This is a genomic window from Methylobacterium sp. OAE515 (genome assembly GCF_041806315.1).
Classification (GTDB): Bacteria; Pseudomonadota; Alphaproteobacteria; order Rhizobiales; family Beijerinckiaceae; genus Methylobacterium; species Methylobacterium tardum.
The window spans coordinates 5,752,093-5,766,851 of record NZ_JBGMUV010000001.1 but is presented as its reverse complement, the minus strand read 5'-3'; the positions used below and the strand labels follow the sequence as shown (position 1 = coordinate 5,766,851).

Below are 14,759 nucleotides of genomic sequence, written 5' to 3'. Positions count from 1 at the left end.
GCTCCGGCCCCGTCGGGGGTGTTCAGCCGTGCGGCTTGAACACGACCTTGGTGCAGTTGTCCTTCTTGTCCCGGAACATGTCGTACAGCGCCGGGCCATCCTCCAGGTTGGTGGAGCGGTGGCTGATGATGAAGGACGGGTCGATGTCGCCGTTCTGGATGCGCTCCATCAGCGGCTTCATGTATCGGACCATGTGGGTCTGGCCGGTCTTCAGGGTCAGGCCCTTGTTCATCAGGACGCCGAGGGCGACGGGACCGACCGGCCCCGCGAAGACGCCCGGCATCGAGACGTTTCCGCCCGGACGGCAGGCCAGGATTGCCTGGTTCAGGGCGAAGGGACGCTCCAGGCTGACGGTGTGCTCCATGATGGCGGAGGACACCTTCTGGAGGGTGGTGTCGGCCCCGTGCGACTCCATGCCGACCGCCTCGATGACCGAATCCGGACCCAGGCCATGGGTCATCTCCATCAGCGTGTCTTGGACGTTCTCGGTCGACAGGTCGATGGTCTCGGCGCCGGCCTCGCGGGCCAGGGCGAGGCGCTCGGGGACGCTGTCGATGGCGATGACGCGCTTTGCGCCCAGCATCAGGCAGCACTTCACCGCGAGCACGCCGACCGGGCCGCAGCCCCAGATGGCGACGGTGTCCTCCGGGCCGATGTCGCAGTGCTCGGCGGCCTGGTAGGCCGTCGGGAAGATGTCGCTGAGGAACAGAACCTGCTCGTCACTGAGACCCTCGGGGACCACGATGGGGCCGACGTCGGCGTAGGGCACCCGCAGGTACTCGGCCTGGCCGCCGGCGAGCCCCCCGGTGATGTGCGAGAAGCCGAACAGGCCGGCCAGGGGGTAGCCGTAGGTCTCGGCTTGGAGCTTGCCGTTCGGGTTGGTGCGCTCGCAGCAACTCCAGTTGCCCCACTTGCACTGCCGGCACTCGCCGCAGCAGATGGTGAAGGGCACCACGATGCGGTCGCCGACCTTGAGCTTCCGGTTGTCGCGCCCGACCTCGATGACCTCGCCCATCGTCTCGTGCCCAAGGACGTCGCCACACTCCATCGTCGGCATGAACCCGCCCATGAGGTGGAGGTCGGATCCGCAGATCGCGCAGGCAGTCACCTTAATGATGACGTCACGGCCATGTTCGATCTTCGGGTCGGGAACGGTCTCGCAGGAGATCTTGCCCCTGCTTTGCCAAGTCAGCGCCTTCATGCGTGTCATTCTCTCCAGTGGCGCCGAACCACTGGATGGAAGAGCCTTCCACCGGTCGACGCCAGTCCAGGATCAATCGCTTCGGAAGCACGGATGATCCTCCGCCCCCGGAATTAGGTTGCCTCGAACGGGGAGTGATGCTGCAGCAAGTAGGCCGGCGTGGAGGCTTTGCTCGGTCCACGCCCGGTCACCCACCAGCCACCACTACGACGAGTAGCAGTGGGGCGATGATGTTGGTGATCTTGATCGCCGGGTTCACGGCGAGTTCGGCGTTGCCATAAGCAAGGTAGCTTGACCGACCGGAGAGGTGCCGTTTGCGTCTAACCGAACGCTCAAAGCCGCGGGGTCGAGGTCCGGTTACCTACTGCCTAAACTCCGAAGCAGCCATTCCGCTTACGGCCAGCATCTGCCGCGACGCCCCGCTCGTCCGAATGTCCCAGATGGGTGGGAAGTGGACCCTAACCCCTCTTCCTGAAGCGGACGTTCCGCCTCCGACCCAACCCGGTCGTTCGGAGCGCCGTTGGCGCTTCTTCAAAGCAGCCGTTCGTCAGCCCTCCAGCAACTTCGGCTCGGGGTCGAAAGCAGATGCCTCCGATGATGGCCGAGACCGCGGCGCTGGAACCGGGCGTCGTGGTCGCGTTGGGGCACCTCCTGGCAGATGACGGCCTGGCGATCCCTGTGGCGCTGAACTGATGCCAGCAGCCGCAGCATGACGACCAGCGGTAGGCCGGGCCGCCTTGCAGGCGGTCCCGGCCGAGAACCCGCAGATCATGTTGTGCGGGTGCGCCCACGGATGTTAGCGCGCCGGCGCAGTAGTGCTCCCACCGGCACCCACGCCAGGGCGCGCGGTGCCGGTGCCCGGTACCGCGGCGGCGCCAGCTGCCGGTGAGCGGGTGCTTGTGCCAGTTGTCTCTTCGGTCGCCTTCTGGCCTTCACTCTTCACGCTGCCCGGGTTGTTCATGTTCCCGGTCGCGCTGCCGCCGCCGGCCGGTTGCTGAGCGTAGGCCGTGCCGGTCAGAGCAAAAGCGAGAGTGGTCGCGAGACCGTAAATCTTCATGCGCATAGGCGTTTCCTCAGTTAATCCCTGATTGGGCTCGTAAAATAAGTCCGGCGTTCACATATTCGTTCATTGGAGATTTCTTGATGGCGACTGCAAACATTGAAACTGCACCGTGGATTATCACAGCCGTAATCCGGCCGCCGGATCCGAATGCGCCTCCGATGAAGCGGCCACCTTCATCCCGCACGATCGCCAGATTGCACGAGAAAACAGAGGCCGAGGCGCGCAACGCTGCCGCTGCCTCGGCGTTGGCCCGGCAGCTACAGCCCGGGTTGCGAGCGCCGGCGGACCGACTGTTTGCCGTGGATGCGGGTGCGCTGCTGTTGCGCGGGCCCATGGGCGGCATCGGCAGCGCGGAGCGGATGGTGCGCACGTTGGAGCCGTTGGCTGCCGGTGGCAGGCACCTGCCGGCGGTGCTGGTGGGTGCGGGTGGCTGGCACGATGAAGAAGCTTTGCGCGAGGCCCTGGCCGGTCTGGGGCCAAAGCTGGCCGTGCTGGGGCTGCGGATCTGCCGCCGCAAGGCCGGCCTCCGGATGGCGAAGAGCAAGCCCGGCAGGGCGGCTTCATGAGCCGCCCCCCGATCAGAGCTGTCAGGCAGCTTTTTGGTTGATCTTGCTCTCGGCCATGGCGGTGAGCTTCTGGTCCGTGGCCTTCTCCTCGTCCAACGTCTGCTGCAGCACGTTGGCGCAATCGTCCCGGCCGAGCCGCTTCGCCCAGGCGATCAGGGTGCCGTAACGGGTGATCTCGTAGTGCTCGACCGCCTGTGCGGAAGCCAGCAGTGCGGCGTCCAGCACCTCCTTGTCGCCAATCTCGCCGGCTGTCTCGTTCGCCTCCTTAATGATGCCGTCGATGGCCGGACAATCGACCGCCTTCGGTTTGTGGCCGTGCATCTCGAACACCCGCTCCAGACGTTTGATCTGCTCTTCGGTCTCATGCAGATGCGTCTCAAAGCCTTGCTTGAGCTGAGAATCAGTAGCCTTGCTGATCATCTTCGGCAGGGCCTTCGTGATCTGCTGCTCGGCGTAGTAAATGTCTTGCAGCTGGTGTACGAATAAGTCGTCAAGGGTTTTGATATCTGAAGTAAATAATCCCATGGCTTCCTCCTAAAGATTGGTCGGTCAGTATTTCGCGGCGACAGTCGACAATCCTGCTCGCTCACGTTGGAAACGAATTGGGGACAAGCGATGTTCCTGTCCGGCTAAACCGCTGCGTGGCACAGGCTCCCAAATTGCCCATTGGAAAAAAAGCGGCGGCGACGGCGGGATTGGACCTGCTCGTTAAGGCAAGCCCGCTGCTCAACTGAATGAACCAACCGCTGGCAGATCACGGTCTGCTGTCGGGCGGAGCTTGGTAATCTGCATACGCGGCAGCCGCGCCATCGCCCCGGCATAACCGGGTGCAGCAGCTGCAGGCACGAGTGCAACGCGCGCGGCAGCGCGGTCTTTGATGGTGGACATGGGGTACTCCGTACAGCACAGCCCAAAGCCATTGCGCGCTGCGACGCATATAGGGTGCGCCGCAATAAGCAGCTGCTGCACGCGACGATGTGCCGATACTGTTACTGCCAGCTACGAGGCAGCTGAACCTTCCGCACGGCGAGCTGTTCCCCCTTCGAGCCCACGGGCTCCGTTCTCCAGAACGTTTTCAGGGAGCCGGTCAATGTACCCGGTGGTTCATCCACCTGCCGCATTGGCCGGCTTTCTCGCGCTGGGAGAGCTGCGGGCATGAGAAAGCCCGCCTCAGCAGGGCTGGGCGGGCTTTCCAAGTCAGAGGCAGCAATAACAAAGATCAGCAGTCGTCGCCGCTCTTGCCCGTCGTCTGTGAAGCCGACGCGGCGTTGTTCATCGCTCCGACCGTTCCAGGCGAGGCTGGCTGCTGGCCGCCAGCGAGGTTCTTGGCCGCCGGATCGGTATCGTTCGACTTGGCGGGCGTGTTCGATGCCTGCTGGCCCGCGCTCTGGTTTGCGCCCACGTTGTTCATAGCGCCGACGGTGCCGGGCGAAGCAGGCTGCTGCCCACCGGCCAAGTTTTGGCTCGACTTATCGACATCGGAGCTCTTCGGATTCGATGCCTGCTGGTCCGGCGACTTGGCCTTCGTTGCGCCGGTGTTGCACGGAGCTGCAATAGCCGAGCCTGCAGTGAAAGCAAAAAGCGCGATTGCGCCGGCTAAGCGTGAAACCTTCATCAGACGTTCCTCCAGGGTTTTTGCCGTATGTTAATTGCAGATCCACCTTAGGGTTCCAGCGCGGAGCCCTCAGATCTCGAATGTGCTGCTAGCGATTTTGCCAACCGTGAATCTAACCGTCCGCTCTCGCGGTTAGGGCAACCCACTGCCCCCCGACAGCCTTCTCCGGTTCCGCTGGCCGCAGCGGCTGCAGATTTCCGACCCACCCTTAGGAGCCTGGGCCGGCCGCTCGCCGTCCATGCGACCGCAGCGGCCGGGCTAGGCGCGTGCAGCGCGCACCGCAGGCCTGGTGGTGCGATTCTGTGGTGCAGTGGGCCTATACTCAGCCTGTGAGTGGCTTGAGGATGACGTCCGAAACTCCCTGGTAGCCGTGGGACCCGCAGTTCTGCCCCCACCCTCTTCGAAACCAGCGGGGTTCGCGCGGAGCAGCCGCAGACGCAGCCAGGCGGCCCACTCACGGGCGGCCACCCGTCAGCACGCCTGGCGCACCTGCCGGCAGCGGCACGGGCATTGGCGCCACTGGGAGCGGCGCGGCCCCAAGCGGCAAGTAAGCCGACTGCCCCGCGGACAAATTCGCGGGGCACACGGCACGTGCTCGCAATCGAGCCCACGGCCATAGCGCCACAGGGCCGGACCTTTCATACCAACAGCCCGTTGCACCTACGCGCTCGCATGATCGAGCGAGCGAGGTTCATCGGTGGCAGAACAACTCTCCGGGCAAGACGGTCGCCAAGGCAAGCGCGGCAGGCCGGCGCTCTACGTCCTGATCGTCAGCGTGGGTTTGATGCTGGCAGCGCTGGCCGGGCTCATGATGTGGCAGGGTGCGAGCTCGCCGCCGGACTATGCGAGCCAGAGCCAAGGCGCTTCACGCAAGCAGATCACGGAAACTGAGAGCGGTCAGGGCAGCGCGACGTCGTCGTCCAACAGCACCGCTGTTCCGGGTGGCAACCCGTCTTATCCGCAGCCTGCGGCACGCAGCGCTAATCCGTAGGGCGCGCAATGGCTGACCGCACATCCGATCCGACACGCCTGCTGATTGTCTATTACTCGCGCAGTGGCAGCGTCGAAAAGCTTGCGACCGCCGCTGCCGCGGCTGCACGAGAGGCCGGCGCCGATGTGCGCGTGCGCAGAGCGCGAGAGGTCGTCGATGCGGCAGCCATGGCCAAGGTCGATGGCTGGACCGAGAGTGCGGCTCGGCAGAACGCTCTGTACGAAGCGCCCACGCACGACGATGCTGAATGGGCGGACGCCATCCTGTTCGGCACGCCGAGCTACTTCGGGGCGATGGCGACCGAGGTGAAGAACTTCCTCGACCAACTCGGCCCACAGTGGAAGCGGGGTGCTCTGGCCGGCAAAGTCGGGGGAGCCTTCGCGGCGGCATCCTGGCCGCACGGTGGCTCTGAGGTCGTCACGCTGTCGTTGTACGCTCCGATGTCGCATCTGGGCATGGTAATCCTGCCGACCGGCTACACCGACGAGGCGATGCTGGAGGCGGGCTCACCCTACGGTGCATCCACGATCGTCGGTAAGGAGAACCAGCCGCCACGGTCGGAGGACCTCGATGCCGCCCGACATCAAGGGCGGCGGATGGTGGCGATCGCCGGTGCGCTGATCGCGGCCGGAGAGATGCCGTGTCGCCGGCCGGATGCTACCTAGGCCAAGCCATCTTTGGCTGCCCTGTCCGGATCGTCAGGCTTGCGCTTAGCGTCCTCGACGAGATCCTCGCTCTCGGGCTCGCTACCGGTCGTTGGATCCGGAATGTTGACACCCCGGATCGGTACAGTGGGCGGCTGGACGCTTTCGCCCGCAGGCTTGTCATGCTCGGACATGATGCTGATCGCTTTCCTATCGTCCTCGCAGGAAGAAGAACCAGATCAGGATCAACACGGGGATCGGCACGCCTAGAGCTGTTCCCGGTCAGGTAGCGACGGCCAAGTCGTCATCGTAGCCGGCTGCAGCGACGTAGTTGCGGCACCCCTGCGGGGTGAAGCGGGTGAATGCCTGGCGGATCGCCGCCCAGAGATCCGGGATCGTGCGGGCGGCCGCGCTGCGCAACAGCGCCTTCAGCTTTGCGAAGGCCTGTTCAATCGGGTTGAAGTCAGGGCTGTAGGACGGGAGGTAGAGCAGCCGAGCCCCTACGGCCTCGATCGCATCCTGCACACCCGCGACCTTGTGGGCTGGCAGGTTGTCCATGACGACGATATCGCCAGGGTGCAGCACCGGGACCAAGGTCTCGGTGACATAGCTGCAAAAGCGCGTGCCGTTCGTGGGGCCGTCCAACAGCGCGGTCGGGCACAGCCCGCTCGTGCGCAAGGCGGCCGTGATGGTCGTGGTCTTGTAGTGGCCAAACGGAGCCGCAAGCCGGCAGCGCTCGCCGCGTGGGGCCCAACCGGAGCGCCGCGCCATGTTGGTGGCGGCCGCCGTCTCATCCAGGAACACCAAGCGGTCCGGGTCGAGCTCGGGCTGGGCCTCGAACCACGCCTCGCGGGCCGCTCTTACGTCTTCACGCTCCTGCTCAGCTGCGTACGTCGCCCCTTTTTCCAGCTGATCCCGTGCCGCTGGAAGAAGCGCGATAGACCGCTCGTGCTGGTCTGGACGCCTTGCTCAGCCAGTCGGTCGCGCAACTCGCGCAGGAAGAGGCGCGGCTCCTGCTTGGAAGTCGCCAGGATCAGTGCGGCATGCGCCTCAATACGCTTCGAGGTGTGATCGCCGCCCATAGGTTTGGGCGCGACATGGCCCTCTTGGTGCGAGCGCTGCGACCAGCGGCTGGCGCTCGACACGCTGACCCCGAAGCGCCTCGCGGCGCGATGGCAGGAGGCACCGGCCGCCACGGCCGCCACGACACGCTCGCGCAGATCCACAGACAGAGGTGAAGGCATCGGAATGCTCCTTCACCCGTCAACGCGCCACCTGCTAACCTGTCTCAAGCGGCGCGGGACCGGCTCTAGATGCCACGTATCACCGAGCATCTGGCGATGCCCTTCGTCCTTCAGGATCTCGCCAGCGAGCTGGACACCCATAAGTCGCGCAGCGTTCTGATCGGCCAGTTCTGTGCCCTCGGTGTCAATCTCGCTGCGACCATCGTGGACGTTGAAGAAGTAACGCGGCACCCGCGCCTCCATCCTGGCTCCATCATCGGCAAACCCCAGCCCAAGACCGTAGTTCGGTCGATTTTCAGACAGAGTTAAGCGCTGCGGAGCGAGCCATGTGCGATTGGCGCCTCAGCGCGCGCGGGCTGCGAACTCCCAGACCGGCGGCCCGCAGGTCTGACCCGGCTTCGTCCGGTAGCCGCTGAGCGGTCTCAAGCGCTATGCGACGAGCCCATGCCTCTATACGACAGTGAACAAGCATCCGCAGGCGTGGGACTGCCAGAGATGAGCAATCCAGAATCCGACGCCTGCTTCCGAGAGCGGCTACTGCGGGTCGTGGCCGACAAGGATCGCGCCGCCGCTAAGGTAATGGCGGCGCCTACCTCGATGCCCTTGGCCGCAAGTACAATCGTTTCAGGACCGGCGTTCCGCTGAAGGGCTTTGATGCCGGGCGGACCCGTTCGTGATGTTCCGCGCCAGGGCCGGAGGTTTCTAACGGCATCGCTCGCTAGGCGATGGCTCATCTCGCCGCCTCAACGATCGCACGGTGCATCGCTGCGTCCTGCTTGGCCCTCGCCAGGATAATCCGCGCCGCTGTCCGAGCGTTAGCTGCTCGCTTCTTGGCTCCGGGCTTCCCGTCCCGCAGGGCTCGATTGGCCATATTCCGAAACCAGTGCGCGTCGGCGATCGCTATCGAGCAGCGTTCGGCTAGCGTGCTGTACTCGGCCGGGTCCCGGCTCGTAGTGGCTGGCACAGCGGCATCCTCTTCGAGAGGCGATCGAGCCGCAGCGGCAACAACCATACCATCGGCGTCCGGAATGCGAGCGAAGCCGCCGGTTGCGGCCACGGGGACGGATTGGGGTCACCCCCAGATGCCAAGACCCCCAGGGTGTGCAGGAGAGCCGCTGCAGGCGACAGCACCGAGGAGCGGACAGCATCATTATGGCCGCTCGGCCCCGCCCCGATCTGCTCACGGGGCGGGGGAAGGCGTCACCGATCCGAGCCGCTCAGCAGCTTCTCGACCGTGGTCATGCCGGCGGCCCGAGCCTTCTCCGCGGTCGGGTAGCTGCGGTCCGAACGCTGGGCGAGCTTGTCGTGCTTGCGGATCGCCCAGTTGTAGGCCCCGCCTTCTTCCTTCGGAGGGATGACCTCCACCGAGTAGGGATGGATGTTCGTCTCGCTCTGGCTCATGGCCGCGTCATGCCACGGGTGCTCAATGGCGCCAAGGCCGAGCCGCCTCCTTGCTCTGCTCACAGGGCGGGGGAGCGTCCGACGTCGCCGAGTTAATCATCATTTCATGCCGACACCGACGGCGAACTTTGGTCGTGAGACCGCGTTGTCGCCGCCCGCCACGCTTATGAATCAGCTCGTTCGCGCTCGTACCCACCGCGCCCGCAAGAAGCATCATCTGGCCCGTGTCATAGCGTCCGTGATCCTGGCTGTGGGGCTCTGGCTCGTCATCTACGCGGTGTCCGGTCGCGTCATCTGGATCTGGTAAGCCGCACAAGGAAGCCCACCGTGGTTAGGTCAGGCGGGGGAGCGTCCGATCTCACCAGCGAGTGAGCCGAGCCGATACGCAACTTGGCTCGGCGGCTGCTCGCGACCCATTGCGGAGGTCGGAAACCTTCGCTGAGAAACGGTGCTACTCGATCGCCTCGTTGGCTTTCCTCTCCGGCGCCTTCTCAATGACGATGAGCACAGAGCCGCTCAGGATGCTCTTACCGGCTGCGTCGCGAACTTCAGCCCGGTACTGGGCAGCGGGCCGCCCCTTGTGCTCGAACCTGAGCATGTCGGCCAAAGTCTTGCGGACAACCGCCCACACGGCAGCCTCGTCCGGCAATTCGTGGCCGACGTCATCTATGGCGACGATGCTGTCGAACGTGTCGATGAAAAAGCGAGGCATTAGGCCCTCCGCGCCGCAGGCGGGAGCACGCGCCTCTCCCAGCCGCCAGCGCCTACGATCAATCGGCCGACAGTTCCTTCCTGTGCCACATGCAACCGAAGAGCGCTATAACGCACGTTTGAATTGCACGTTACGTGGCTGCGAGAGCTGAGTTAATTGAAGCCGCGCGCCACAACTGCTGATAGAAGCTTAAACGCCTCACATATGTAACAAAGCGGAACTTGTTTTGGATTGGGGTTTTGCCCCGCGCGTACAGAAGAGCGGTATCGGAGCGACGATCGGCTGATGGCGGGAGGAAGCCTCACGGTTCCTCGGCCTCAGCATGGCCGAGCCGCGAGGGGAGCAAATGTCCAATCCGCTGATCATGAAGCTGGAATACGGGGCGCGTCTGACAGACAACGACCGTGCCGTCCTCCAGGACCTCACCAGAAAGACCCGCCGTGTCCCACGGCGTTCGGACATCAGCACCGAAGGCGAGCGGCCCGAGAACGTGCACCTCGTCATGGAAGGCTTCGCCTGCCGCTACAAGACCCTTGCCGATGGACGGCGCCAGATCATGGCTTTCCTGGTGCCGGGCGATTTCTGCGACCTGCATGTCGCCATCCTTGGCGAGATGGACCACAGCATCGGCACCGGCTGGGGCTGCACCATCGTAGACATCCCGCGCTCCGCGATTGAGGATCTCACAGCCCACCATCCCCGCATCACGCGAGCGCTGTGGTGGGCCACCCTGGTCGACGAGGGCACGTTGCGTGCGTGGCTCGTCAACATGGGGCAACGCGATGCCGACCGGCAGATGGCGCATCTCGTCTGCGAGTTGCTCGTGCGCCTGCGAATGGTTGGCCTCGTAAGCAACGGTCGCTTCGTATTCCCGATCACCCAGGATGATCTCGCAGACACACTGGGTATAAGCGGCGTGCACGTGAACCGGGTTCTCCAAGACCTGCGTTCCCAGGGACTGATGGAATGGAAGAGCAGGCGCCTTTACATCCCGAACGTAGAGCGGCTGATGGCCTTTGCGGAGTTCAATCCGAAGTACCTCCACCTCAAGCGACGCAAGACTGACGAACATTCGCTCTCGGGCACGTCGTAGACCGGCTTCTGCGGGAATGTCCGCGTTGAGAATGCCACGGCCTGTTCGCCCATTTTTCCAGGCCGAGCGCGAAAGTACCAAGCGACAGATCTGATGGGCCGACATGAACCGACCCGTGACGCAATGCGGCTCGGGAGCAGGATAGTCGGCGACGGCTATCTGAGGCCACGCGAGCGATGCGTGCGACCTTCTCCGGACATTTCATCGATGCGCCAGAAGGATCTCCGAAGCGCCCAGTCAGGCGGCTAATCGGAAGAAGCTCGAGCGCTCACTCGTTCGTCCTTAGTCTTCAAAAACTCATTTTGTGCTCGCAATAGCATGACGCGGATATGCGCTCGTATCTTGAGCCTATTCGAAAGTTCGTAATTAACTTTTTCTTCATCTTCAGCGACGACGGTCATTACGGAATCCTTCGGAAACTAGGGATGATCTGCAATACTTATGATCGCAATCTATGGACGTTCGTAGCTCTATTTCCATCCCCATCCCTATGCGGCTTCCCACGATTGATCTATGTTTGCCAGAGGGGAGAGCGCTAGTCGGGGGCAGAAATGCTCAGACGGTTCTATTTCGACGTGGGCAACGACCAGGAGGCAATCCGCGACGAGGAAGGCGTCCAGGCCGAGGACCTGAAGCAAGCGCTGGCCGACGCATATGACGTCATCAGCGAGATGGCGGACGATCTGAGCGCCGCCGATCTCAATAACTCGTGGACGCTGATCGTGCGGGATGAGACGGGATTGACGGTCGCGCACGTGCCAATCGGACTGTTCTCCATCTCGCACCGGATGCCCTGTCGAGGCTGAGCAGCTGTTTGCATTAATTCAGACCGCCGCAAATAAATGCCCGGGCCGGCAAACCGGTTGGGCTTTCTAGATCCAGGCATCGACTATCGCAGAGGTCGGATCCCTACGGATCATGCGGTGCAGCGAACGGTTGAATTTGGCTACATCGGCCTGTCCAGCGAGCTAACAGCTGGAGAGAGCGTCACGAAGAAATCGAGCCTGAACAGTATCAGTTCTTTCCCATCTGTGACTTCCATTCGCCATTCCTGGCCAAGGCTCTCCAGTCTCGCACCTTCTTCAAGAAGCACGCCCGCATACCGGATAGCTTCTCGTCGCGCGAATATGGTGTCCGGCAACTCGACGCCCTTTTTGTCCAGAAGGACGACGCCGTCATAGACATTGAAGTGGTAGCGCGGCACGTGGTTCTCCCGCCGTTGAAAGGCGGGGGCGGCGCCCTCACTCGTGCACATGCCTAGGTTAGGGTGCGCGATTGCCAGCAGGTTGGCATGGCAAGGCAGGACGCGATACTAACAATGTTAGAAAGGGTCGAAACCTCGGGCTTGGCGCCCTTCGTAGGTCGGCGACCGTAAGCACTGAACTGACCGCGAGGCGGGCGCACGAAAAAGGCCGCCTGGCGGACCGGGCGGGCTGAGGTTGTGAGATAGCCCGCCTCGCCAAAGCACGAGCAACCCGGAGAAGGTCCTAGCAGAACGTCCGACAAAAATTAGCCCGCCGCGGCGCTATGCCGAGCGGGCTCCCGCAGATCCAGCCCCGAGGGGGGTATAGAGGCTGGATCCGAATAGCTCGTACTGCACGACACCAGAACGGAAAAGCCCCGCGCGGCGGTGCCGGCGGGGCTGGTGGGGCTGGTGGGGCTGGTGGGTTTCAGCAGCTTACTAAGCCGCGGCCTTCTTCGACTTACGAGCCCTAGCGGGCTTCTCAGCCGGCGCAGCTGCGGGTTCAGCAGCCTTCTTCCGGCCGCGGGCCTTCGGAGCCTCAGCGATAGTCTCGTCGGCAGCTGTAGCTTTCGCCGAAGCTTTTCTATTCTGGTTACCGAGGCCGAGCGCCAGCGCAAGCTTGGAGCGCTGCTCGGAGTAGCTAGCCGCTACAGTCGGGTAGTCGCGCGGCAGGCCGTAGCGCTGGCGGTACTCCTCGATTGTCAGCCCGTTGCCGCTGAGGTGCCGCTTCAGCGTCTTGTACGGCTTGCCGTCGATGAAGCTGATCAGCGCGTCCGGCGTGATCGACTTCCGGATCTGCGCAGCCGTCAGCTTCTCCGCTTTCGGCTCGGCGGAAGCAGGGGCGCTATTGAGCCCAGCGACCGCAGCGTGAACTTCGGTCAGAAGAGCCGGGAGGTCGGCAGGCCGCACGGAGTTGTTCGAGACATAGGCGGCGGCGATGTCGGCGGTGAGTTGGACGAAATCGAGCTAATCCGGTCCTGAAACTTGCGTGTTCTCGTCCATTTGCATCTCCTTGGGTGCGCGCAAAACGAACGAAGCCGATTCGAGCGTTAGTCAAGTGATGTCTGCAAATTTTCGGCCGAACGCGCCAGATATCGATCTTTACTAGGCTAACTTCTGGTTTTCAAAACCCGCAATGGCCCTTCAACTCCAGTCGGACAGATCCTCCTCCACTCCAGGCTCAGTCACGCCCTGTTCGGCGATCCCGCCGTGGCCGCGGATCTTCAGCCACGTGGCCCGTAGGCCAGCCCTGCGGAGCCCCATCACCTCGATCTGTCCGTACAAGCCCATGTCGGCGAGCCGGCCCACGTCGAGATCGAACTCCTCCGCGTGCTGGCCGCTCGGTCCCGCCCCGATCTGCGCCGGACTATCCGAGCTGATCTGACTTTGGGAATATCGAGATCCGAACTTGCCGCAGACGGCTCCGCGATTCCGTTCATCCAAACAATGCAACGGGGCGCGGCCGAGCCGGATGCAGGGTACCCTCTGACTTATCTCGGCTTCGAACACCCGCTCACCGTCCCGCCAGCCCGACCTTCGCCAGCACGATTGCTCCGAAGGCCAGCAGCGCCGCCGAGGCCAGTCCCCAGCCGATCTTGCGTAGGTCCAGCACCTGTCCGGCCACTTCGGCGAGCCCCTTCGCGGCTTCCGCCTTCGCGCCGTCCACCGCCTTGTCGATCCGGCGCTCGATCTCGTCGCGGGCCACGAACAGCTCGATGTCGCGCCGGTAGGCCACGCCCTCGAGCTTCTCGTCCATCCGGTCGAGCTTGCCGCCCAGCGCATCCATCTGACGGCCGGTCGCCTCGACCCGCTCGATCAGGCGCCCGATCCATTGGGCAGATGGTTCGCCATGGCTCCGGTCCTTCGCTCGCCGTGGCCCGGACGCGCTGTCGGGGCCCGCGACGGTGTCGAGCGGCGTCCGCGCCAGGGTGGCGTTTCGGCGCTCGATGACCTCCAGCTGCTTCTCCAGCGCCTCGGTGACCCGGTTCGCCTCGTCCACCTGCCCGCGCAGGCGCGAGGCGAACAGGCCTGCTGCGGTTCTTCGGTGTCGAGAGCGTGCCGGATCTACCGGCGGCCCGATTCAACGAGGTGCTCGCCTCGATAAAGACCACAGTGGCCAACCGCGCTCGCCAGCAGGAGGGCCGCTGACATGGCCGATATGGTCCAGGGCAGCCCCGAATGGCTGGACGCGCGCTGCGGCAAGGCCACGGCCTCGCGCATCGCCGACGTGCTGGCGGTGAAGCGCGACGGCAAGCCGACCGCGGAGCGCGAGCGATACCTGATGGAGCTCGTGGGCGAGCGCCTGACAGGCCGCACGACGCAGCACTACCTCACCGCCACGATGCTGGAGGGTTCGGAACGGGAGCCGCAGGCCTGCGACGCCTACGAGTTCCTGTACGGCCTCGACACCGTGAAGGTCGGGTTCGTCGAGCACCCGAGCATCGCCATGGCCGGGGCCAGTCCGGACCGACTCGTCGGCGACGTCGGCCTCGTCGAGATCAAGTGCCCGAGGCTGCGCACGCACCTCGACACGCTGCTCACGGGCGAGATCCCGGAGCAGTACTTGCCGCAGATGCGATGGCAGCTCGCCTGCACCGGCCGGGCGTGGTGCGACTTCGCCACCTGGCACCCGGGCGTCCCGGCCCACCTCCGCTTGTGGGTGAAGCGCCTGCACCGGGATGACGCGCAGATCGCTTGGGACGAGGCCGCGGTAAAAGCCTTCCTCGGCGAGGTCGAGGCGCGCGTGTCGCGCCTTCTGACGGTCGGCACGGCAGAGGCGGCATGAACGCCTCAGCCCCTATCGATAACGCCGATTGGCCGATCCTCGCCGGACATCTTCCCATCCGGAAGCTGCTGCTGAGGGCCACCATCCTCGATGAACTTCTCCCTGCTGGCTTTTTCAGCTGCCGTAACGTCTTCGAGGGACGGAGCAACGCCGTTCTTTTCGCCGTCAGTCATCGCGCTCTCCCATTTTCTCCTGGGGGCG

The 14,759-nt window shown here is 64.0% G+C and carries 20 protein-coding genes and 1 pseudogene; 6 read left to right on the top strand and 15 right to left on the bottom strand.

The features are described from left to right. Positions 1-22: 22 nt before the first annotated feature. Positions 23-1,201 (bottom strand): zinc-dependent alcohol dehydrogenase, encoded by a 1,179-nt coding sequence (locus ABIE45_RS28155; protein WP_192710973.1) that lies wholly within the window; start codon positions 1,199-1,201, stop codon positions 23-25. Between the two features lie 796 nt (positions 1,202-1,997). Next, on the bottom strand, positions 1,998-2,264 hold the full coding sequence (locus ABIE45_RS28150; protein ID WP_192710958.1) for a hypothetical protein: 267 nt from the start codon (positions 2,262-2,264) through the stop codon (positions 1,998-2,000). Between the two features lie 80 nt (positions 2,265-2,344). On the opposite strand from ABIE45_RS28150, the gene ABIE45_RS28145 reads away from it, so the two are divergent. Continuing rightward, positions 2,345-2,830 (top strand): hypothetical protein, encoded by a 486-nt coding sequence (locus tag ABIE45_RS28145; protein WP_192710959.1) that lies wholly within the window; start codon positions 2,345-2,347, stop codon positions 2,828-2,830. A gap of 21 nt (positions 2,831-2,851) precedes the next feature. Here the strand turns inward: ABIE45_RS28145 and ABIE45_RS28140 are convergent, their stop codons facing one another. The 3 genes from ABIE45_RS28140 to ABIE45_RS28130 form a co-directional block, all read right to left on the bottom strand. After that, positions 2,852-3,355, bottom strand: a complete 504-nt coding sequence (locus ABIE45_RS28140) for a ferritin-like domain-containing protein (RefSeq protein WP_192710960.1) — start codon at positions 3,353-3,355, stop codon at positions 2,852-2,854. A gap of 201 nt (positions 3,356-3,556) precedes the next feature. Then, positions 3,557-3,718 carry a hypothetical protein gene (locus ABIE45_RS28135; RefSeq protein WP_192710961.1) on the bottom strand — a complete coding sequence of 54 codons (162 nt, stop codon included), beginning with the start codon at positions 3,716-3,718 and terminating at the stop codon, positions 3,557-3,559. Between the two features lie 331 nt (positions 3,719-4,049). After that, complete coding sequence (locus ABIE45_RS28130) at positions 4,050-4,445, bottom strand: exopolysaccharide production protein YjbE (protein ID WP_192710962.1); 396 nt, start codon at positions 4,443-4,445, stop codon at positions 4,050-4,052. 697 nt (positions 4,446-5,142) lie between these two features. Between ABIE45_RS28130 and ABIE45_RS28125 the strand changes: the two genes are divergently transcribed. Continuing rightward, positions 5,143-5,436: a hypothetical protein gene (locus ABIE45_RS28125; protein WP_192710963.1), complete on the top strand. Its 294-nt coding sequence runs from the start codon at positions 5,143-5,145 to the stop codon at positions 5,434-5,436. An 8-nt stretch (positions 5,437-5,444) separates the two neighbouring features. Next, complete coding sequence (gene wrbA / locus ABIE45_RS28120; RefSeq protein ID WP_373622163.1) at positions 5,445-6,101, top strand: NAD(P)H:quinone oxidoreductase; 657 nt, start codon at positions 5,445-5,447, stop codon at positions 6,099-6,101. Here the strand turns inward: wrbA and ABIE45_RS28115 are convergent. The 5 genes from ABIE45_RS28115 to ABIE45_RS28095 form a co-directional block, all read right to left on the bottom strand. Next, entirely contained in the window at positions 6,098-6,274 is a 177-nt protein-coding gene (locus ABIE45_RS28115; RefSeq protein ID WP_373622162.1) for a hypothetical protein, read from the bottom strand. The two genes, wrbA and ABIE45_RS28115, sit on opposite strands and share 4 nt — an antisense overlap. Positions 6,275-6,362: 88 nt before the next feature. After that, positions 6,363-7,324 (bottom strand): IS630 family transposase gene (locus ABIE45_RS28110; RefSeq protein WP_373622751.1). Its coding sequence is split into 2 segments (ribosomal slippage): positions 6,363-6,976 and positions 6,976-7,324, totalling 963 coding nucleotides; the frame shifts between segments, so codons are not numbered across the junction. 12 nt (positions 7,325-7,336) lie between these two features. Next, positions 7,337-7,567, bottom strand: coding sequence for a hypothetical protein (locus tag ABIE45_RS28105; RefSeq protein WP_373622749.1), 231 nt, complete (start codon positions 7,565-7,567; stop codon positions 7,337-7,339). Positions 7,568-8,524: 957 nt separating this feature from the next. Beyond that, on the bottom strand, positions 8,525-8,725 hold the full coding sequence (locus ABIE45_RS28100) for a hypothetical protein (protein ID WP_192711645.1): 201 nt from the start codon (positions 8,723-8,725) through the stop codon (positions 8,525-8,527). Between the two features lie 451 nt (positions 8,726-9,176). Next, entirely contained in the window at positions 9,177-9,437 is a 261-nt protein-coding gene (locus ABIE45_RS28095; RefSeq protein ID WP_192711646.1) for a hypothetical protein, read from the bottom strand. Positions 9,438-9,783: 346 nt separating this feature from the next. Here ABIE45_RS28095 and ABIE45_RS28090 point away from each other — a divergent pair, with 346 nt between their 5' ends. Together ABIE45_RS28090 and ABIE45_RS28085 are read left to right on the top strand one after the other, a co-directional pair. Continuing rightward, the gene (locus ABIE45_RS28090) at positions 9,784-10,530 is read left to right on the top strand and encodes a Crp/Fnr family transcriptional regulator (protein WP_192711647.1); all 747 of its coding nucleotides are present in this window, start codon (positions 9,784-9,786) and stop codon (positions 10,528-10,530) included. A gap of 551 nt (positions 10,531-11,081) precedes the next feature. After that, complete coding sequence (locus tag ABIE45_RS28085; RefSeq protein WP_192711648.1) at positions 11,082-11,336, top strand: hypothetical protein; 255 nt, start codon at positions 11,082-11,084, stop codon at positions 11,334-11,336. A gap of 140 nt (positions 11,337-11,476) precedes the next feature. Here ABIE45_RS28085 and ABIE45_RS28080 read toward each other — a convergent pair whose 3' ends face one another. The 4 genes and pseudogenes from ABIE45_RS28080 to ABIE45_RS28065 all read right to left on the bottom strand — a co-directional run bounded on the left by ABIE45_RS28080 (position 11,477) and on the right by ABIE45_RS28065 (position 13,772). Beyond that, positions 11,477-11,734: a hypothetical protein gene (locus ABIE45_RS28080; protein ID WP_192711649.1), complete on the bottom strand. Its 258-nt coding sequence runs from the start codon at positions 11,732-11,734 to the stop codon at positions 11,477-11,479. Between the two features lie 477 nt (positions 11,735-12,211). After that, positions 12,212-12,733, bottom strand: a pseudogene (locus tag ABIE45_RS28075) (MucR family transcriptional regulator); the annotation flags it as partial. A 183-nt stretch (positions 12,734-12,916) separates the two neighbouring features. Beyond that, a complete protein-coding gene (locus ABIE45_RS28070) occupies positions 12,917-13,282 on the bottom strand; it encodes a hypothetical protein (RefSeq protein ID WP_192711650.1) in 366 nt (121 codons plus the stop codon). Positions 13,283-13,286: 4 nt separating this feature from the next. Next, on the bottom strand, positions 13,287-13,772 hold the full coding sequence (locus ABIE45_RS28065) for a hypothetical protein (protein WP_192711651.1): 486 nt from the start codon (positions 13,770-13,772) through the stop codon (positions 13,287-13,289). Positions 13,773-13,922: 150 nt separating this feature from the next. On the opposite strand from ABIE45_RS28065, the gene ABIE45_RS28060 reads away from it, so the two are divergent. Continuing rightward, positions 13,923-14,558 carry a lambda-exonuclease family protein gene (locus ABIE45_RS28060; RefSeq protein WP_192711652.1) on the top strand — a complete coding sequence of 212 codons (636 nt, stop codon included), beginning with the start codon at positions 13,923-13,925 and terminating at the stop codon, positions 14,556-14,558. 5 nt (positions 14,559-14,563) lie between these two features. Here ABIE45_RS28060 and ABIE45_RS28055 read toward each other — a convergent pair whose 3' ends face one another. Further along, a complete protein-coding gene (locus tag ABIE45_RS28055) occupies positions 14,564-14,731 on the bottom strand; it encodes a hypothetical protein (RefSeq protein WP_192711653.1) in 168 nt (55 codons plus the stop codon). Positions 14,732-14,759 lie beyond the last annotated feature (28 nt).